General features: G+C 35.7%; 16 protein-coding genes and 1 tRNA gene. 7 read left to right on the forward strand and 10 right to left on the reverse strand.

What is annotated here, in order from left to right:
• Nucleotides 1–96 precede the first annotated feature (96 nt).
• Genes murC through ftsZ form a run of 4 tightly spaced genes read left to right on the forward strand, consistent with a single transcriptional unit; the run spans nt 97 to nt 5515 of the window.
• Nucleotides 97–1443: a UDP-N-acetylmuramate--L-alanine ligase gene (gene murC, locus GQ45_RS14785; RefSeq protein ID WP_047420477.1), complete on the forward strand. Its 1347-nt coding sequence runs from the start codon at nt 97–99 to the stop codon at nt 1441–1443.
• A 35-nt stretch (nt 1444–1478) separates the two neighbouring features.
• Complete coding sequence (locus GQ45_RS14790; protein WP_369798306.1) at nt 1479–2159, forward strand: cell division protein FtsQ/DivIB; 681 nt, start codon at nt 1479–1481, stop codon at nt 2157–2159.
• A gap of 3 nt (nt 2160–2162) precedes the next feature.
• Nucleotides 2163–3512 carry a cell division protein FtsA gene (gene ftsA / locus GQ45_RS14795; RefSeq protein ID WP_047419186.1) on the forward strand — a complete coding sequence of 450 codons (1350 nt, stop codon included), beginning with the start codon at nt 2163–2165 and terminating at the stop codon, nt 3510–3512.
• 41 nt (nt 3513–3553) lie between these two features.
• Nucleotides 3554–5515, forward strand: a complete 1962-nt coding sequence (gene ftsZ, locus GQ45_RS14800; protein ID WP_047419188.1) for a cell division protein FtsZ — start codon at nt 3554–3556, stop codon at nt 5513–5515.
• A 61-nt stretch (nt 5516–5576) separates the two neighbouring features.
• Here the strand turns inward: ftsZ and GQ45_RS14805 are convergent, their stop codons facing one another.
• On the reverse strand, nt 5577–6533 hold the full coding sequence (locus tag GQ45_RS14805) for a hypothetical protein (RefSeq protein WP_047419190.1): 957 nt from the start codon (nt 6531–6533) through the stop codon (nt 5577–5579).
• Between the two features lie 91 nt (nt 6534–6624).
• Nucleotides 6625–8073 (reverse strand): MBOAT family protein, encoded by a 1449-nt coding sequence (locus GQ45_RS14810; RefSeq protein WP_369798308.1) that lies wholly within the window; start codon nt 8071–8073, stop codon nt 6625–6627.
• A 300-nt stretch (nt 8074–8373) separates the two neighbouring features.
• Here GQ45_RS14810 and GQ45_RS14815 point away from each other — a divergent pair, with 300 nt between their 5' ends.
• From GQ45_RS14815 to GQ45_RS14825, 3 genes are all read left to right on the forward strand, one after another.
• On the forward strand, nt 8374–8823 hold the full coding sequence (locus GQ45_RS14815; protein WP_047419193.1) for a GatB/YqeY domain-containing protein: 450 nt from the start codon (nt 8374–8376) through the stop codon (nt 8821–8823).
• Nucleotides 8824–8857: 34 nt separating this feature from the next.
• Nucleotides 8858–8931 (forward strand) — tRNA-Arg (locus tag GQ45_RS14820).
• Between the two features lie 516 nt (nt 8932–9447).
• Nucleotides 9448–11835 carry a transglycosylase domain-containing protein gene (locus tag GQ45_RS14825; protein ID WP_047419195.1) on the forward strand — a complete coding sequence of 796 codons (2388 nt, stop codon included), beginning with the start codon at nt 9448–9450 and terminating at the stop codon, nt 11833–11835.
• 197 nt (nt 11836–12032) lie between these two features.
• Here GQ45_RS14825 and GQ45_RS14830 read toward each other — a convergent pair whose 3' ends face one another.
• The 8 genes from GQ45_RS14830 to accD all read right to left on the reverse strand — a co-directional run bounded on the left by GQ45_RS14830 (nt 12033) and on the right by accD (nt 19786).
• Nucleotides 12033–13001 carry a YpdA family putative bacillithiol disulfide reductase gene (locus tag GQ45_RS14830; protein ID WP_047419197.1) on the reverse strand — a complete coding sequence of 323 codons (969 nt, stop codon included), beginning with the start codon at nt 12999–13001 and terminating at the stop codon, nt 12033–12035.
• On the reverse strand, nt 13001–13660 hold the full coding sequence (gene rpe, locus GQ45_RS14835; protein ID WP_047419199.1) for a ribulose-phosphate 3-epimerase: 660 nt from the start codon (nt 13658–13660) through the stop codon (nt 13001–13003). Before rpe ends, GQ45_RS14830 begins: the two co-directional genes overlap by 1 nt.
• Nucleotides 13661–13854: 194 nt before the next feature.
• Nucleotides 13855–14310, reverse strand: coding sequence for a tRNA (cytidine(34)-2'-O)-methyltransferase (locus tag GQ45_RS14840; RefSeq protein ID WP_047419202.1), 456 nt, complete (start codon nt 14308–14310; stop codon nt 13855–13857).
• A 5-nt stretch (nt 14311–14315) separates the two neighbouring features.
• Nucleotides 14316–14543, reverse strand: coding sequence for a VF530 family DNA-binding protein (locus GQ45_RS14845; protein WP_047419205.1), 228 nt, complete (start codon nt 14541–14543; stop codon nt 14316–14318).
• A 183-nt stretch (nt 14544–14726) separates the two neighbouring features.
• Entirely contained in the window at nt 14727–15590 is an 864-nt protein-coding gene (locus tag GQ45_RS14850) for an RNA polymerase sigma factor RpoD/SigA (RefSeq protein WP_047419207.1), read from the reverse strand.
• A 160-nt stretch (nt 15591–15750) separates the two neighbouring features.
• Nucleotides 15751–17976, reverse strand: coding sequence for a polyribonucleotide nucleotidyltransferase (locus GQ45_RS14855; protein ID WP_047419208.1), 2226 nt, complete (start codon nt 17974–17976; stop codon nt 15751–15753).
• Between the two features lie 228 nt (nt 17977–18204).
• Complete coding sequence (gene rpsO / locus GQ45_RS14860; protein WP_047419210.1) at nt 18205–18474, reverse strand: 30S ribosomal protein S15; 270 nt, start codon at nt 18472–18474, stop codon at nt 18205–18207.
• 451 nt (nt 18475–18925) lie between these two features.
• Nucleotides 18926–19786 carry an acetyl-CoA carboxylase, carboxyltransferase subunit beta gene (gene accD / locus GQ45_RS14865; RefSeq protein ID WP_047419212.1) on the reverse strand — a complete coding sequence of 287 codons (861 nt, stop codon included), beginning with the start codon at nt 19784–19786 and terminating at the stop codon, nt 18926–18928.
• Nucleotides 19787–19793 lie beyond the last annotated feature (7 nt).

Consider the following 19793-nt stretch of genomic DNA (forward strand, 5'->3'; position numbering starts at 1 on the left):
ATAGTTTTTAGTCAAAAGTCAAAAAGAAAAGAGAGGAAAGAAATGAGAAAGAAATATTTAAAGCATACTGCTTAGAGCCTAAATCAGATGAATGAAATGAATTTGAGTCAGATACAGAGCGTATATTTTTTAGGAATAGGAGGCATTGGAATGTCGGCCTTAGCTAGGTATTTTATGTTTTTAGGTAAAAATGTAGGTGGTTATGATAAAACCGCATCCCCTTTAACTTTAGAATTAGAAGCGACAGGAATGGAAATTCATTATACGGATGCGCTTTCTGAAATTGACGCTAAATTCTTAGACAAGGCTTCTTGTTTAGTGGTGTATACACCAGCAGTACCCAATGATCATACTGAGCTTAACTATTTTAAGAATAATGGTTTTCAAATACAAAAAAGGGCTGCTGTTTTAGGCTTGGTCACTAAAGAAACTTTTTGCTTTGCCGTAGCAGGAACGCACGGTAAAACAACAACATCAAGTATTTTAGCGCATTTGCTAAAAGAGGCGCACTTGCCTATGACGGCTTTTTTAGGTGGAATTTCAGATGATTTTAAGAGTAATTTTTATTACCAAGGTTCTGAATATTCTGTTGTTGAAGCCGATGAATTTGATCGTTCATTTTTACAGCTTTTGCCAAATATAGCCTGTATTACTTCAATGGATGCAGATCATTTAGATATTTACGGCACAGGCGAAGCGCTACATGAATCTTTTAGAGAATTTGTTTCTAAAATCAAGGAAAATGGAAAATTATTAGTTCGTAATGGTTTGCCATTAGAAGGGATCACCTATGGAATAGAGGATGATTCTGATTACTGCGCAACAAATGTCAGCATACAGAATGGGGTTTATGTTTTTGATGTACAAACACCAACAGTGCTTTATAAGGGGGTTAGATTTGGGAAGCCAGGTAGGCATAACTTATTAAATGCTTTGGTGGCATTGGCCATGGCACTAGAGGCGAATGTGAAGCCCGATAGTTTGTTCCCTGCTCTGGAAAGTTTTCAAGGAGTACAACGTAGATTTTCATACCGAATTAAAAATGATGATTTTGTCTTTATTGATGATTATGCACATCATCCAACAGAAATAAATGCGGTATTCCATGCCGTGGCAGAAATGCATCCGAATAAAAAAGTATTGGTCGTGTTTCAACCCCATTTGTTTTCAAGAACAAAAGATTTTGCGGATGATTTTGCCGCCAGCTTATCACAATTTGAAACTGTTTTTTTATTAGATATATATCCCGCAAGAGAAAAACCAATGCAAGGCATTACGTCAGAGTGGTTATTAGAAAAAATAGAAAATCCAAACAAAAAAGTTATTCAAAAGGAAAATTTAGTTGAGGAAATTAAAAAAAATGCACCAGAAGTATTGGTGGTCATGGGTGCTGGAGATATTGGATTAGAAGTTTTGAAAATTGAAAAAGCGTTTAACGTATGAAAATTAACTGGAACATAGTAAAATTTTTGTTGTTAATGTTTTGCATTATAGGTGTTTATGCATTTTCTAATCGTAGAAGTGGCGATAAAGTGATTACGGATTTGGATGTTCAGTTTGCCGATGGGGACAACTTATACTTAACAACGGGCATGGTTAATAAATTGTTAATACAAAATTTCCAAGGGTTCGCAAATGTGCCTAAAGAAAAATTAGTTTTGAATACTATTGAAAAAGCTATTCAGGCTAATAAAATGGTTAAAAATGTGCAAGTTTATATGACCGTAAACGGAACCTTGACGACAAAAATCGCTCAAAGGAAACCTATTGGTCGTGTAGAAGGCAATACCATCTTTTATCTTGATGATGAAGGAAAGCAGATGCCACTATCCCCAAATCATTCCGCAAGGGTTCCGATTATCACAGGGAACATTACCGGTAAAAGTTTAGAAGATGTGTTTGCAATTTTAAACCATATCAATGGCGATGACTTTTTACATAAGAATGTGATTGGTATTCGAGCTTTATATAATAACAAGTACCAGTTGAAAATTAGAACGGATAATTTTGTTGTGAACTTGGGAAAAGCAGAGGCATTAGATCAAAAATTTAAAAAGTTTAAAGCTTTTTACGTAAAAGGAACAAAAGATAAAATGTTAAGCACCTATAGTCTAGTAAGTTTAGAATATAATAATCAGGTTGTGTGCACTAAAATTTAAGATATGGAACAAGGTAAATATTCAGTTGGTTTAGATATCGGAACTACAAAAATTGTGGCTATTATCGGAAAAGAAAATGAGTACGGTAAGATAGAGATTTTAGGTATCGGTAGGTCTAAGAGTTTAGGTGTACATAGGGGCGTAGTTAATAATATCACTCAAACCATACAATCTATTCAACAAGCGGTAGAAGAAGCAGAAACAGATTCTGGTTTAAAAATAAGCTCTGTGGTTGTTGGTATTGCAGGACAGCACATCAGAAGTCTTCAACACAGCGATTATATTACCCGACCAGATTCGGAAGAAGTGATTAATGAAGATGATGTTGATAAACTTTGCAACCAAGTTTATAAATTAATCATGCTTCCTGGTGAAGAAATAATTCATGTGTTGCCTCAGGAGTATAAAGTAGATGGGCAGGCAGAAATTAAAGAACCAATGGGGATGTATGGCGGCCGATTAGAGGCTAATTTCCATGTAGTTGTAGGTCAAGTATCCTCAATAAAAAATGTAGGTCGTTGTATTAAAAGTGCAGGATTAGAATTAGGAAGCATCACCCTTGAGCCCTTAGCCTCTGCTAATGCTGTTTTAAGTCAAGAAGAAAAAGAAGCTGGAGTAGCCTTGATTGATATCGGAGGAGGAACAACAGATTTGGCTATTTTCAAAGATGGAATCATCAGACATACCGCTGTAATTCCTTTTGGAGGTAATGTCATTACCGAGGATATAAGAGAGGGATGTTCGATCATTGAGAAACAGGCAGAATTGCTAAAAATTAAATTTGGATCTGCTTGGCCTGGCGAAAATAAGGACAATGAAATTGTTTCTATTCCAGGTTTACGAGGAAGAGAACCTAAGGAAATTACCCTAAAAAACCTGTCTAAAATAATACATGCCAGAGTCGTAGAGATTGTAGAGCAGGTATATGTTGAGATTAAAAATTACGGTCATGACGATCAAAAAAAGAAACTTATTGCGGGTATTGTTTTAACCGGTGGAGGCAGTCAATTAAAGCACTTGAAGCAATTGGTAGAATACATCACGGGAATGGATACACGTATCGGGTATCCAAATGAGCATTTAGCGGGAGATTCGGACGAGGAAATTGCAAGTCCGTTGTATGCAACAGCTGTTGGTTTGCTTATGAATGCCTTAAAAAATAAAACTAAAAAAGAGGCGGTTGAACGTGAGGCTGAAGAGGCAATTTCAAGCACAGAACAAGCGCTAAATGAAAACAGTAAAAATGGGAACAGCGTTGAAACTTCTGCACCAAAAGCGGCACAGAAAGAGCGTAAATCAATATTTGACAAGTGGTCTGATAAATTGAAAGATTTTCTAGACAACGCAGAATAATATCAAAAAGAGAACACAGTATAACCAGTAATACAAATAGGATGAGCAACAATAACGAATTTGGAAGTATAGCCTTTGATTTACCAAAAAATCAAAGTAATGTAATAAAAGTAATCGGCGTTGGTGGTGGAGGTAGCAATGCCATTAATCACATGTATACAGCAGGCATTAACGGCGTTGATTTTATTATTTGTAATACGGATTCGCAAGCACTAGATAACAGTAGCGTTCCCAACAAAATTCAACTAGGGGTTTCCTTAACTGAGGGTCTTGGAGCTGGAGCAAATCCTGAAGTGGGGGAGCAATCTGCCATAGAAAGCATGGAGGAAATAAAAAACATGTTGGGTACCAATACCAAAATGGTTTTTATAACGGCCGGAATGGGCGGTGGTACTGGAACTGGAGCGGCACCAATGATAGCTAAACAAGCTAAGGAACTGGATATCCTTACGGTTGGTATTGTCACCATTCCTTTTGTCTTTGAAGGTCAAATGAGAACCAAGCAGGCTCAAGCTGGTATCGAAAAATTACGTAAAAATGTAGATTCTTTAATTATTATTAACAATAATAAGCTTCGAGAAGTTTATGGAAATTTAGGTTTTAAAGCAGGTTTTTCTAAGGCAGATGAAGTATTGGCAACTGCCGCTAGAGGAATCGCAGAAGTAATAACCCACCATTATACACAAAACATCGATTTACGTGATGCTAAAACGGTACTCTCGAATAGCGGTACGGCGATCATGGGTTCGGCAACAGCTTCAGGCAATTCAAGAGCTAACGAAGCTATCACACAGGCATTAGATTCTCCTTTATTGAATGACAACAAAATTGCAGGCGCAAAAAATGTATTGTTATTAATTGTTTCTGGAAGTAAAGAAATTACAATTGATGAAATTGGAGAAATAAACGATCATATTCAAGGAGAAGCAGGTCATGGGGCTAACATTATTATGGGAGTTGGTGAAGATGAAACGCTAGGTGAGGCCATCGCCGTTACCGTCATCGCTACGGGGTTTAACATAGACCAACAGGATACGATTGTAAATACAGAGTCAAAAAAAATCATTCATACCTTAGGGGATGAACAAAAAGCAGAACAACATTTACTAGGTGCTGAAAATGTAGTATTTAAATTAGAGGAAGAGGAAAAAACACCTCAAGCTGCTGTTAAGAAAGAAATTGAAGAAGAGCCTAAGATTGTGAAGCATGTTTTGGAGGTAGAGAAACCGGAAATGGATTTGATTCCAAGCTCTAGTTTTATCAAAAACTTTAATGTTTTCTACGAAGAAGTTAGAGCAGAAAATGTAGATGAAGATTTTGTTATCGTGAATTCAAAATCAAAAATAAATAATATAAAGGTTATTGAGCCTATAACAGTAACTTCTGCAAAGGTTGAAGACGACCAATTTCTTTTTAGTTTTGATATGGCTGAAAATTCAGCCACTAAAAATGAAAAACCCAAAGAAAAAGAGAATGTATTTTTGTTTTCATTAGATGATGAAGTTAAAGATATTGAAGTAAAGGAACATATTGAAGTTATTCCTGTATTAGAATACAACAAGGAAGGTGAAAAACGATATAGTCTTGATGACTATATGGAACTAGAAAATAAATTAACAGGTGCCACGTCTAAAGCGGAGAATTTTGAGCCAAAATTGATTGAAGATGATATTGTTTTTGAACGAAAAACTGTTGAAAGACCCATTTCGAAAAGCCATCAAGATGCAGAAATAGATCCCATGGATATGCCCTTAGAGGAATTATTAAGAAGCAGATCTGAAGAACGAAAAAGAAAGCTGAAAGATTTTAATTATAAATTTCAAACGAATAGTGCACAACGTCTCGATGAAATAGAAAAACATCCGGCTTACAAAAGGCAAGGTGTTAGTTTAAATGAAGTGAATAGAGAAAATAGAATTTCAAGAACCTCTTTAAGTGAAGACAGTAACGACGAAATACAAATACGTTCTAACAATTCATTTTTACACGACAACGTAGACTAAAACCAAATTATAAATAGTTTTAAAACCCGAAAATAAGGTATGTTTTCGGGTTTTTACTTTTTTAATCTAGGCCAATGCTTTTCTTTAAATCCTTGATAAAGTAAGAGGTAAATAGTTCCCTGAAATAGATATGATGTGAATCTCCTAGAAGTAGTTCAAAGTCTTTAGCATATTGATTTCCATGTAAGGAGTAATCTAAAACCAAACAATTGGTGCAATTTTCAGAAATTATCTCATACACTTCTGCTCTATTTTTCTGGGACTTTGAAAAAAGTTCGTCTTCAGGAGAGGTATACAATATTATCTTTATTCCGTTGGCTTCTGCTAATTCAATGATTTTTTTATACGATGCTACTTCAAAAGTATCTATTTGTGATTTGCCAGCAGGAAATGTTTTTAGGAAACCATCGTCATTGGGTAAAAATTCATACGATTTCTTGTTTTCGTTTTGTTCAGGATTTTTAATACTTCTACTGCTTAAAAAATCAAAGTAGTCATCGCTTTCTCTGGTTAAACTGCGAATAATCGTTATTAAGCCCATAGGGATATAGCTGGTACGGGTAGAAAAGAACTCTTCACGAAAAGTGTTGAGATCGTTAAATGCAAAATACGAGGCATAATCTTTATAGCCTAAACGATTCTTGTCAAAAGAAAACCATGACATGTCTAAAATAATATATTGTGGTTTTTTGTTAGATTGGGCTAGATAATATTTGAGTAAATGATGACTATAGGTAATGTTCGACTGTGTAAAGGCCAAATTATAAGATTTCAAATTTAACTCATTGGTCATTAAATGTGCATCTAAGGAAGCTGCCGCCCTGGAAGATCCCAAAATAAGAATTTCTCCATCTTTTTTTTGAAAAAACGCATTATATTCATTGGCATAGTTGCCTTTATCTTTATGAAAATCAGTGACTACGAACTTAAAAGTCATAAAAACTAAAAAGAAAACAGAAAGATATCCTATGGCTAGAACACTTACAAAGTAGCTAATTTTTCTAAGAAATTTTTTCATGATCTTATAGTTTAATCTAGATGCCGTATTTTTAAAGTCAGACTAGATTTTTTTGTTTCGAAACCAATACCTATTAAAAATAAGAGCCTCATCAAAATTGAAAATATATAAATTCATTTTCGGTATTAAAAAATTTACTGTAGACGACTATAATCAATACAACATAAATTGAATACCTGAAATATAGATTTTTGGGTAAAATAAAACTTCTTTCATTTTTTCTCAAGAACCACTCACTTAAAAGTAATACCACAAGGTAAATAATACCATTTAAATTTACCTTAGCATCACTATATCTTGTAAACATCCCTAATACATATTCGTAGGCTATGGCAATGGTATCACTTCTAAAAAAGACCCATGCCATAGTTACAAAAATAAAAGTGCTTGTCATTTGAAAGAGTTCTTTTATAGAAGGGAACCATGAATTTTCGGCGACAACCGAACTTAAGTATTTTCTATTCGAATTGAAAATGAAGGAGGGAATATAGAGCAAGGCGTGAATGCCCCCCCAAACGATAAACGTCCAATTGGCCCCGTGCCAAAAGCCGCTTACTATAAAAATAATAAAAATGTTTCTTAAAGATACCCACTTACCAAATTTGGATCCCCCTAAGGGAATGTATAGGTAATCTCTAAACCACGTGGATAAAGAAATATGCCATCTTCTCCAAAATTCTGCAATATTTCTAGAAAAATAAGGAAACTTAAAGTTCGACATTAACTCAAAGCCAAATAATTTAGAAGTACCAATAGCAATGTCGGAATACCCACTAAAATCACAATAGATTTGAAAGGCAAAATAAATAGCTCCCATCCATAAGGACGCACTCCCAAGGTGTTGATAGTTTCCAAAAATTTCATTGACCATTGGGGCTAAAGAATCTGCAATGACTACCTTTTTAAAGAGCCCCCAAAGAATCAATCGTAAGCCCTGAACGCCTTGCTCGTAGCTAAACTTTCTTTTGTTTATTATTTGAGGCAGTAAATTGGTCGCTCTTTCGATGGGGCCAGCAACTAATTGCGGGAAAAAGGACACAAATGAGGCGAAGGCAATGAGGTCTTTAGTGGGTTCTAAATTTTTTTTATAGACGTCAATCGTATACGACATGGTTTGAAACGTATAAAAGGATATACCAATAGGTAAAATAATGTGTACCGTCCAATTATTTTCAGTCGCATAGCCTACAGCATGTAAAGCTTCCAACCATGACTCAATAAAGAAATTATAGTATTTAAAAAAGCCCAAGACCCCAAGGTTAAATAGCATGCTTATCCAGAGTAAAGCTTTTCTTTTTAGTAGCTCGTTAAACTTGCTCAGTTGTAAGCCGATAAGGTAGTCCACAAGAGTAGAGATGGCAATTAGCATTAAAAATCGGTAGTCCCACCAGCCATAAAACACATAAGAACTTACTAGGATAAGGAAGTTTTGCTGTTTTAATTTTTTATCGAACACAAACCAATACAGCAAAAAGACCGTAGGAAGAAATAATAAAAAAGCTATAGAATTAAATAACAAGAGGTTTGATTTAGTGCGCAAACATAGCTAATATAAATAACTTTTTAGCACCAATTTAAAGGTGGTGAAGAACACTAATAGGCGGGCATTGATGGTTTTAGGGTATAAATTTTACGAAAAGGATTTCTCCTTTTACGAAAAAATGGAAATAATTAAGCTGTTTTAAAAGAAGATTATAATGCTAAATGTACACATCAGGATCAAAAATTAAGGGGAACAATAGCCTTATGGAACATCTAGGATATAAACACTTTTAAAGTTTTAAATAACCTATATCTTCGGGTTTATTTTTTATATTTGCACTGCTGAAAAAACGAAATTATGAGTTTGCAAGAAAAGGTAATGAACGAGATGAAAACAGCGATGAAGGCTAAAGATAAAGTAGCCTTAGAATCGTTAAGAGCCATCAAATCGGCCTTGTTATTAATACAAACTGAAACCGGATCTGGAGCGGCAATTTCGGCAGAGACAGAAATTCAATTGGTTCAAAAACTGGTAAAGCAGCGTAAGGATAGTGCAGCAATATTCACGGCACAAAATAGGGAAGATTTGGCGGCACCAGAATTAGCACAAATTGCTGTTATTGAGAAGTTTTTACCTGAACAATTATCAGAAGAAGAAGTAGAGAAGGTGATTGTAAAAGCCATTGAAGATATGGGTGCACAGGGAATGAAAGATATGGGGAAGGTTATGGGTATAGTCTCCACTGAGTTGGCTGGTAAAGCAGATGGCAAAACCATTTCAAACTTAGTAAAAAAGAATTTAGTGTAATACAAAAAATTTCCGTGGCTTGCGCTCGGAATAAGGCCTCGTAGTTCAACTGGATAGAATATCAGATTTCGGCTCTGATGGTTGGGGGTTCGAATCCCTTCGAGGTCACGAATAAATAGTGAAATAAAAAAAAACGCCAAGTTTACTTGAGCGTTTTTTTGTTTTTACTATTTTCAAAGCGGAGCTTTGAGGAATCAACGCAGTTCATCACTTTAAGGGCATTAACTGAAAACCCAAATAGGTGTTCATCCATGGGTTGATATTTTCGTTCTTTTTTTTGGAAACTGTATAATTTTCGGTTTGATCACCACAGAGTTCGTACAATATAAGGGGACTCTGTGGGAGGTTTTTTGATCTAAATCATTGGTTAAGGGTAAACCTTAGCCTAATGCCTAGGTTGTGGCCTAAAAGCAATGCCTAAAGAAAATAACTAGGTGTGTTTCGCTTAAGCATCGTTTACTTAGTGAACGATCCCCTTTGGCCTAGCTTCGTATTAAAAAAATGAGCTGAACGAATAGGCATGTTTCGGTAAAAAAGTGAATTTTTAGTTGATGTTAAAAAAAAGTATAATTTTGCGCAGCTTTCTAGTAGTAGAAAATTAAATTTTGGTAGTATCTTGTCACTATGGAAAAACTCAAAAACTTAAGGGATCAACTGGCAGTAAAAGCTACAAAAGTTTTTAAGTTTATAAAAAAACATCCTTTTAAAAGCTTTTTTTACATCCTGAGTACAGGTGTAGTTTTTTTAATCTTTTTTGTTGTTTTGATTTATTTTGGGGCTTTTGGTAAGTTACCGACCAAGGAGTACTTAAAGCAGTTAAAAAATCCTATTACCTCTACCTTATATGCTTCCAATAACGAAGCTATTGGTTATTATTACTTACAAAATAGGTCCAATATAGACAGTACACAATTAACAGAAGGTATAAAAAATGCGCTCGTTGCAACAGAAGATAGTCGGTTTTATACCCATAAGGGTATTGATTACCGAAGCTATGGTCGTGTTTTTGTAAAATCTATTCTCATGGGTCAAAATGCAGGTGGTGGTAGTACGGTAACCCAGCAAGTGGCAAAAAATATATTCGGCAGACAAAAGCAATTTTTTTTATCAACCCCTATTAATAAAATTCGAGAGTTATTTATTGCTAGACGTTTAGAAAGTATTTATTCAAAAGAAGATATACTGTTGTTATATTTTAATACGGTATCCTTCGGAGAAAATTTATACGGCCTAGAAAAAGCATCCTATCGTTTTTTTAATAAAGCTCCTGAAGAATTAACCCTCACAGAAAGTGCCACTTTAGTGGGCTTACTTAAAGCTCCTTCGTTTTACAACCCAAGAACAAATCCAGAGAGAGCTGTTTTGAGGCGAAATGTGGTATTGAGTCAAATGGAAAAGTACGGCTTTTTAACTTCAGAGGAAAAACAAGCTGCTATTTTACCTTTAAAATTAGATTATCAAGCGCCTCAAAAAACCTCTTCATTTTCTTCTTACTTTAAGGACTTAGTAGCCGAAGAATTTTCAAATTGGGCGGAAGACAACCCTGCTGAGGATGGGCATATTTATGATTTAGAAGCCGACGGACTAAGTATTTATACCACCTTAAACACATCGATTCAAAACTATGCAGAAACAGGCTTAAACCGTCAAATTGTAAGTTTACAGAAGCTCATGGACCAATATTGGGATGCGGCAACCATTGAAGGTGGAAAAGATTCTTTACTTCAAAAATTAGTAGATCAAAACCTAGATGTCAAAAATCTTAAGCAGCAAGGAAAAACCAAAGAAGAAATCGGTGTTTTTGTGCAACAGAAAAAGAATAGAAAATTTTGGATCGTAGGCGAGGGCTATAAAAATCAGCTTCAATCTTTAGAAGATTCTATTGCAAAAAGTATCAACCGATTACACGCCAGTGTTTTGGTTTTGAGCGCTACATCGGGCAGAATTATGGGTTATGTGGGAGGTATAGATTATGGTTTTAGTCAGGTTGATAATATCAAAACGCCGCGGCAAGTAGGTTCTACTTTTAAGCCTATTACCTATTTAGCAGCCTTAGAGGCCGGTCAAGACCCCTGTAATTACTATGATAATCGTTTGCTCACCTATGCCAAGTATGAGGATTGGCAACCTCGAAATGCAGGCGGAGCTTATGGAGGTAGCTATAGTATGCATGGCGCTTTAGCAAATTCTATAAATACTGTTTCTGTGGGCATACAGCTCAGAACGGGCATAGAAAGAGTACTGGCACAAGCCAAAAAAATGGGTATTGAAACAGAATTGCCGGCGGTACCATCGATTGTTTTAGGTACAGCGGATATTAGTTTACTTGAAATGGTCTCGGCGTATGCCAGCATTGCAAATGGGGGTAGTAAAATTAAACCCTATACTATTGAACGTATTTTAGACGATACAGGTACTGTGCTCTATGAAGCCAAACCAGCATATTATGGGCGTGTGGCGAGTAATCAGCATGTAAAGGAACTTCAAAAAATGATGGAGAGTGTGGTGAGTTCGGGTACTGCTTCACGTATGGCGGGCTATGCGATACCTTATAACTTAATAGGGAAAACGGGAACTACTCAAAACAATGGGGATGGGTGGTTTATTGGTGCATCACCAGAATTGGTTGTAGGTTCTTGGGTGGGTACTTTTGATAAAAGAGTGCAATTCTCAAGTACCCGAATGGGTTCTGGGGCAAATACAGCCTTACCTATTGTCGCCTCTATTTTTAAAAATTTAAGCTATTGGAAACGACCTATTTTAACTAATTTTCAATATAGTTTTGATTATTTTCCCTGTCCACCTTTTTTAGAATTTAATGCTACAGAGGCTTACGAATTTGCAAAAGCAGATACCTTATACTTAAAAAACTTACGAATAAGAGATTCTTTAGAAATTTTATCAAAAATGCCAGTAGCTATCGATTCTATTCAGGGCATTGTGCCAGTAGACGTTAAAACAGATTCTACCGCTATTGATAGTCTCAAAATAAACTTAAAACCAGCGCTGTAAAACCAATGCTAGGTTCAATTTTTGTGAAATATGACACTTGCCCTGTTATATTTTAGCTATTTTTTTTAGCGTTTGGAATCCCTTTTAATGTCACAGGAATCTCCTTAGCTTTCAACGCCACTATAAGGCATCAAGAGCTTGTGTAGTATGCTATTGCGACCTGATTGGTTTAAAATTAGCGTATAGCTTGGAACTCACTAATTTGATTTGGCTAAAATGGCATTCATGATCATTGGAGCGTGAATTCTGGAATTTTCAATAAACCACTTGTGTGTTTCCATACCCCCACAAATGACGCCGGCTAAATAAAGATTTTCAATATTTGTTTCCATGGTATCAGGATTGTACGTAGGAAGTTTTTTGTCGTCAGGAGAAAGTGTAATACCCAGTTTTTTCAAAAATTCAAAATTGGGTTTATAGCCAATCAACGCTAGGACAAAATCGTTGGCAATGGTAACTTTTTTACCTGCTGATGCTATGCTTATATTTTTTGGTGCTATTTCTGTTAGTGAGGCCTTGTAATATACCTTAATACTTCCTTCTTCTATACGGTTTATAATATCAGGGCGAACCCAATATTTAACACGTTGACCTACTTCTTCTCCGCGTATAATTAAAGTTACTTCAGCACCTTTTCTGTAGCATTCAAGTGCAGCATCAATAGCAGAATTACTAGCACCCACGACAGCTATTTTTTGTTGTGCATAAAAATGGGGGTCATGGTAGTAATGACTTACTTTTTCTAAATCCTCGCCAGGAATATTTAGTTGGTTTGGAATATCATAAAACCCGGTAGCGATCACAACATGCTTCGCAGTATAGGTACTCTTAGAAGTTTTGATAGAAAAGGTAGTGTCTATTTTTTTTATAGCTTCAACGGCTTCAAAAAGATGAATGTTTAATTTATTGCTGGTGACAATTCTGCGATAATATTCTAAAGCCTCGTTCCGTTTTGGTTTGGCTTCGTTACTGATAAACGGTATTTCATCAATTTCTAGTTTCTCAGAAGAAGAAAAAAATTGCATGTTAATAGGGTAGTGGTAAAGTGAATTTACGATGGCCCCTTTCTCCACAATGAGATAGCTAAGTCCTTTTTTTTGAGCCTCTAATCCACAGGCAATGCCTATTGGGCCGCCCCCTACAATGACAAGATCAAAATTATTCATTATTTTGTAATTTCCTTTAATTGTGAAATAGTCGCTGTTGGGTTTTTACTGTTAAAAACAAAACTACCGGCGACCAAAATATCAGCTCCAGCATCGACTAAGGCTTTTGCATTTTCAGAAGAAACACCACCATCAATTTCAATTAAAGTATTGGCGCCTTTTCTTAAAATGAGTGCTTTCAAAGCTTTTATTTTATCGTAGGTATTTTCTATAAACGATTGTCCGCCAAAACCCGGATTAACACTCATTAAACAAACCACATCAATAGCATTAATTGTGTCTTCTAATAAAGCAATATTGGTATGCGGATTAAGCGCAACCCCGGCTTTCATACCTTCTGCTTTTATCGCTTGTAATGTTCGGTGTAAGTGTGTACATGCTTCATAATGAACACTCAAAACAGCCGCACCTAAATCTGCAAAAGTTTTGATATAACGATCAGGGTCCACAATCATTAAATGTACGTCTAAAGGCTTTGTAGCGTGTTTAGCAATAGCTTTTACGACAGGCATACCGTACGAGATATTAGGTACAAAAACACCATCCATGATGTCGATATGATGCCAATCAGCATCGCTAGTATTTACCATCTCTACATCGCGTTGTAGGTTTCCGAAATCGGCAGCAAGTAAGGAAGGAGCAATTTTTGTTTGTTTCATTTTTAAGAAGCACTTTTATGAGCGCTACAAAAATACAAAATTAGATTTTAGGTGATACCATTTTTCGAGTATATGAAGGCTAATGCCACAGGCCATGCCAAGGGTGCTACTTGTAGCCTTAAGAATAAAATACCAAGTAATAAACAGGAACTAGACTTCTGTAAGTTACAATATGGCTAGTTGAATCTTTTGTTTTATAGATGAAGCTGTCGCAATCCTTCATATACAACGATAGCTACCGCATTCGATACATTTAAACTTCTAATATGTTCGCTGTACAGGGGTATTTTATATACTTTATCTTCGTTTTTTTGGATAATGTCTTTGGGTAAACCAACCGATTCTTTTCCGAATATTAAAAACATACCCTCTTCAAAGGGAATTTCCCAATGTGTTTTTTCACCATGACTCGAAAAATAAACCAAATTCTTGTCCTGGTGTTGTACATAAAAATCTTCTATGCTTTCATAAATAGTAAGCGATAGGTATTGCCAATAATCTAAACCTGCACGTTTTACGCGTTTGTCGCTTAACTCAAAGCCAAAGGGCTTTACTAGATGTAGATGACAACCAGAAGCTAAACTTAGTCTGCCTATATTGCCGGTATTATTCGGTATTTCAGGTTCAAATAAAACAAGGTTTAATGCCATTATTCTTAAATAGACTTTAAATATAAATGCTCAACTTTTTCACGGGCCCATGGAGTTTTTCTTAAAAAGTTTAAACTTGATTTTATAGTTTGATTGCTTTTAAAACAATTGATATTTATTTGCAAAGACAACTCTTTCCAGCCGTATTTTTCTACTAAAAATTCGAGCATATCAGCAAGTTTTACACCGTGAAGTGGATTGTTGGGCTGTTCTTGTTTTGGGCTATCTTGCATTTCTAGTTCGGTGTTTCTTTTAAAAGTTTTTTAAAAATTAAAAACTCCGGTAATCAGCCGGAGTTTATTCATCAATCAAAAAACGAACAGTCATGATAACTGTTGTTAATGTTCACAAATTACGATTATTTGGTTAATTTTCCAATAGTGAAAAAAAGAATAATTGAAATTCATGCTTGGTTATTATCCAAGATATGTTTTTAAAATTTTACTTCTAGAGGTGTGCTTTAACCTGCGAATCGCTTTTTCTTTTATTTGACGTACGCGCTCTCTGGTTAGGTCGAAGGTTTCACCAATTTCTTCTAAAGTCATCGAATGTTGACCTGCTAAACCAAAGTATAAGCGAATCACATCTGCTTCACGTGGCGTTAATGTTTCTAAAGCTCTTTCGATTTCAGTTCGTAAAGATTCATGCAACAATTCTCGATCAGGGTTTGGAGACTCACCACTACGTAATACGTCGTACAGGTTAGAATCTTCACCATCAATTAAAGGAGCATCCATCGATACGTGACGACCAGAGTTTTTCAAGGATTGCTTTACATCTTCAACCGTCATGTCTAATTCTTTGGCAATTTCTTCGGGAGATGGCTGGCGCTCGTGCGCTTGCTCCAAGAAGGCGAAAGTTTTATTAATCTTGTTAATAGATCCAATTTTGTTCAACGGCAAACGAACAATACGTGACTGTTCGGCTAAGGCTTGCAAGATAGATTGACGAATCCACCATACGGCATAGGATATAAATTTAAAACCACGCGTTTCGTCAAAACGTTGAGCAGCTTTAATAAGACCTAAGTTACCTTCGTTAATTAAATCGGGTAAGGTTAAACCTTGGTTTTGGTATTGTTTTGCAACAGATACCACGAATCTTAAATTGGCTTTGGTTAATTTTTCCAAAGCGGCTTGATCACCAGCTTTTATCCGCTGAGCTAATTCTACTTCTTCATCGGCAGTAATCAAATCTACTTTACCAATTTCTTGTAAATATTTGTCTAACGAAGCGGTTTCCCTGTTGGTTACCTGTTTTGTAATCTTTAGCTGTCTCATCTAAATATTCTTTCTAATTTATGCTGTTGTGCATAGGTTGCATTAAGTTATACGTAGAAAAAAGAAAAATGTTACATCTGGCATGTCTTTTTTTGATAAAAAGCAAAAAAAGGCCCTAAATTTTGAATTTAGGGCCTTTTACTATTTTAAAAAGAGCTGTTTAGTCTCTTCTTGGTTTGCGATCTCTGCTATCTCTGCTACCGCTATTGCGATCATTTCTACCACGATCGTTATTTTCTCTTGGTGGTCTTGCTACATAACCTTCTGGTTTTTCTAACAATGCCTTACGAGAAACTTTTTCTTTGCGTGTTTTTGGATCTACTCCAAAATACTTCACTTCAAAAACATCACCCATGTTGACCACATCAGAAACATTTTCCGTGCGTTCCCATGCTAATTCTGATACGTGTAATAAAACTTCGTTGCCTGGAGCATCTAAATATTCAACTACAGCGCCAAAATCTAACATCTTAATTACTTTTACTTGGTAAGCGTTACCTACAGTAGGTTTAAATAATAAAGAGTCGATTTTTGTCATCACAGCATCAATACCTTCGCTACCAACACCTAAAATTTCAACAATACCTTCTTCTGTAATAGGGTCTTCGTTGATCACAATAGTGGTATTCGTAGTTTTTTGAAGTTCTTGAATCACTTTTCCACCTGGTCCGATTAATGCACCAATGAATTCGTTAGGAATACGACGCGTAATCATTTTAGGAGCATGTCCTTTAACATCTGCATTTGGAGCAGCAATGGTTTCGACTAATTTCTCTAAAATATGTAAACGTCCTAAACGAGCTTGCTTTAAAGCATTCACCAAAATTTCATAAGATAATCCTTTTACCTTAATGTCCATTTGGCAAGCGGTAATACCGTCAGCTGTACCCGTTACTTTGAAATCCATATCACCTAAGTGATCTTCATCACCTAAAATATCAGATAATACAGCGTATTTGCCAGAAGTACTATCAGAAATTAATCCCATAGCAATACCAGAAACTGGTTTTTTCAATTGAACACCTGCATCCATTAAGGCCATTGTTCCAGCACAAACAGTTGCCATAGACGAAGAACCGTTAGATTCTAATACCTCTGAAACAACACGAACTGTGTAAGGGCAGTCAGCAGGGACCATACCTTTTAAGGCACGTTGTGCTAAGTTACCATGACCCACTTCTCTACGTGATGTTCCACGAATAGGTCTTGCTTCACCTGTTGAAAAAGGAGGGAAGTTATAATGTAAATAAAAACGCTCTTCACCTTCAAATGAAGGCATATCTATTTGGTTAGCTTCTCTTGAAGTTCCTAAAGTGACTGTGGCTAAAGCCTGTGTTTCTCCACGTGTAAAAATAGAAGAACCATGTGTGGATGGTAAGTAATCTACCTCACACCAAATGGGTCTAATTTCATCTGTTTTACGACCATCTAAACGTAAACCTTCATTTAAAGTTAGATCACGAACAGCCGCTTTTTCAGCTTTATAGAAGTATTTAGAAACCATACCGCCATAATCAGCCATTTCTTCTTCTGAAAATGAAGCTTTTATTTCTTCTTTAATGGCATCAAATGCAGCACTACGTTCGTGTTTTGCAGAAGCAGCTCTGGCTACAGCATATACTTTATCGTATGCCATATCGTGAACTTTTTTGGCTAAAGCTTCATCTTCACGTTCTGGCTCGTAGGTACGAACTTCTTTTTTTCCGAAAGCTTCCGCTAATTTTACCTGAGCAGCACATTGTACTTTAATGGCTTCGTGCGCAAATTTAATAGCTTCGGTCATTTCTTCTTCAGAAATTTCATCCATTTCACCTTCTACCATCATTACAGAATCAGCAGAAGCGCCAATCATCATATCGATGTCTGATTCTAATAACTGAGCTCTTGTTGGGTTGATGATAAATTTTCCGTCAACACGACCAACTCTTGCTTCAGAGATGGCACATTCAAATGGAAAATCTGATAATTGTATCGCTGCTGATGCCGCTAAACCAGCCATTGCATCGGGCATAACATCGTCATCGTGCGACATCAACTGAATCATCACTTGTGTTTCAGAATGATAATCTTTTGGGAAAAGCGGACGTAAAACACGATCCACTAAACGCATCGTTAATACCTCGCCATCACTTGGTCTTGCCTCTCTTTTGAAAAAGCCTCCTGGGTAACGCCCAGACGCTGCGAATTTTTCACGATAATCTACCGTTAAAGGTAAAAAATCTACATCGCTTTGTTTGTAATTAGAAACTACTGTACATAATAACATACATTTTCCTGATTGTACTACAACCGAACCATGAGCTTGTTTCGCTAATTTTCCGGTTTCGATAGAGATTTCTCTTCCATCGCCAAGGTCTATGACCTCTTTAAAAACTTTTGGAATCATAAAATTGATTTATAACTTGCTATTTACAAGTCAGTTAAACTTTGATCTTTTCGCTTTATCAAGGCGGGACAGTTGTTGTGCTGTAGTAGTTGTGTTGACCAATGAAAAACTATATGCAAGCTTTTTGTTGCCCTAAAATTGCCTTAGGGACTTTTAAATACCCAATAATTTTATAAAAATAAAAGGGCTAATCGTAAAAAAGGGGAAGCTTAGCTTCCCCTTTAAAAATTATTTTCTAATACCTAATTCTTTGATAATTGCACGATATCTTACAATATCTTTTTTAATCAAATAATCTAAAAGACTTCTTCTTTTACCCACCAGCTTTACTAAAGAACGCTCCGTGTTATAATCCTTACGGTTGTTTTTTAAATGCCCTGTTAAGTGGTTAATTCGGTGTGTAAACAATGCAATTTGCCCTTCAGCAGATCCAGTGTTTTTTGCTTCGCCACCGTGTTTTTTAAAAATTTCAGCTTTTACTTCTTGTGTTAAATACATTCCAATATTATTTTAAATGATTTTTATGTATATGATTGATTTTCAATCAAGATGCAAAGATACTACTTTTTAAGAAAAAAACAATACGAATTAAACTTTGTGCTCATTTTTTGAAAAGCACGTTGTATTTTTTTGGGGATTCTATAGTGCCCATAAATTATAGGCCCGGGAGGATACGATCAAAATTTTAAATATACTTTTTACCAAGTCAAAATTTCTTTTAATTAATTTTAGTAGTGAAGCACTAAAGTTGCCTATGCCATGCTGTTTGATGATGAAATAGCGCTATTTCTTGTAAAGCATCAAATCGTATTAAGCTTAAAGCAATAACCAAATATTACAAACTAGGTACGGATGGTCAAACCCTTTAAATAAACAAACCCTTTTACTGAAAAGTAAAAGGGTTTGTTTAAAAAAATCATATTTGTTTACATCCTGCCATAAAATAGGTTTATGATCTGATAGGATTATTCTGAATCAAATCTACATACAGATTTATTTTTGTTTTTAAATCTCTTCGATGTACTATAAAGTCTAAAAAGCCATGTTCTAATACAAATTCTGAGGTTTGGAAACCTTCAGGCAATTCTTTTCCTGTAGCTTCTTTTACCACTCTTGGGCCTGCAAAACCAATTAAGGCACCTGGCTCAGCAATATTGATATCTCCCAACATGGCGTAAGATGCTGTTGTTCCGCCGGTTGTTGGATCCGTACATACAGATATATACGGCAAGCCTGCCTCTGCGAGCTGTGCTAATTTTGCCGAAGTTTTTGCTAATTGCATTAAAGACAAAGCAGCTTCCATCATTCTAGCCCCACCTGATTTTGAAATCATCACAAAGGGCATTTTCTTTTTAATCGCATAATCGATACCACGTGCAATTTTTTCACCGACAACGCTACCCATAGAACCACCGATAAAAGCAAAATCCATACAAGAAATAACAATATCTTTTCCAAAAGATTTACCAACTGCTGTTCGTACGGCATCTTTTAAGCCTGTTTTAGCCATTGCAGCTTTTAAACGATCGTCATATCTTTTAGTATCCTCAAATTTAAGCGGATCTTTAGACGTAAGTTTCGCATCGAGTTCTTTAAACTTATTATCATCAAATAAAATTTCAAAGTATTCTTTACTCCCAACGCGAACATGGTAATCGTCTTCTGGACTTACATAGAAATTTTTTGCTAAATCATCGGATTCCACAATTTTTCCAGTAGGCGATTTATACCAAAGTCCTCTCGGGGTATCTTTTTTTTGTTCCGTTGCTGTTTGTATTCCTTTTTCTTTTCTTTTAAACCAAGACGACATAGGTTGA

This window comes from Cellulophaga sp. Hel_I_12 (assembly GCF_000799565.1).
Classification (GTDB): domain Bacteria; phylum Bacteroidota; class Bacteroidia; order Flavobacteriales; family Flavobacteriaceae; genus Cellulophaga.

Excerpts from the sequence above, each read along its gene's own strand:
- ftsZ (WP_047419188.1), top strand. The coding sequence starts at position 3,554 with ATGAGCAACAATAACGAATTTGGAAGTATAGCCTTTGATTTACCAAAA.
- ftsA (WP_047419186.1), top strand. The coding sequence starts at position 2,163 with ATGGAACAAGGTAAATATTCAGTTGGTTTAGATATCGGAACTACAAAA.
- GQ45_RS14840 (WP_047419202.1), bottom strand. The coding sequence starts at position 14,310 with ATGGCATTAAACCTTGTTTTATTTGAACCTGAAATACCGAATAATACC.
- GQ45_RS14845 (WP_047419205.1), bottom strand. The coding sequence starts at position 14,543 with ATGCAAGATAGCCCAAAACAAGAACAGCCCAACAATCCACTTCACGGT.
- GQ45_RS14815 (WP_047419193.1), top strand. The coding sequence starts at position 8,374 with ATGAGTTTGCAAGAAAAGGTAATGAACGAGATGAAAACAGCGATGAAG.
- accD (WP_047419212.1), bottom strand. The coding sequence starts at position 19,786 with ATGTCGTCTTGGTTTAAAAGAAAAGAAAAAGGAATACAAACAGCAACG.
- murC (WP_047420477.1), top strand. The coding sequence starts at position 97 with ATGAATTTGAGTCAGATACAGAGCGTATATTTTTTAGGAATAGGAGGC.
- GQ45_RS14855 (WP_047419208.1), bottom strand. The coding sequence starts at position 17,976 with ATGATTCCAAAAGTTTTTAAAGAGGTCATAGACCTTGGCGATGGAAGA.
- GQ45_RS14790 (WP_369798306.1), top strand. The coding sequence starts at position 1,479 with ATGTTTTGCATTATAGGTGTTTATGCATTTTCTAATCGTAGAAGTGGC.
- rpsO (WP_047419210.1), bottom strand. The coding sequence starts at position 18,474 with ATGTATTTAACACAAGAAGTAAAAGCTGAAATTTTTAAAAAACACGGT.
- GQ45_RS14805 (WP_047419190.1), bottom strand. The coding sequence starts at position 6,533 with ATGAAAAAATTTCTTAGAAAAATTAGCTACTTTGTAAGTGTTCTAGCC.
- GQ45_RS14830 (WP_047419197.1), bottom strand. The coding sequence starts at position 13,001 with ATGAATAATTTTGATCTTGTCATTGTAGGGGGCGGCCCAATAGGCATT.
- GQ45_RS14825 (WP_047419195.1), top strand. The coding sequence starts at position 9,448 with ATGGAAAAACTCAAAAACTTAAGGGATCAACTGGCAGTAAAAGCTACA.
- GQ45_RS14850 (WP_047419207.1), bottom strand. The coding sequence starts at position 15,590 with ATGAGACAGCTAAAGATTACAAAACAGGTAACCAACAGGGAAACCGCT.
- rpe (WP_047419199.1), bottom strand. The coding sequence starts at position 13,660 with ATGAAACAAACAAAAATTGCTCCTTCCTTACTTGCTGCCGATTTCGGA.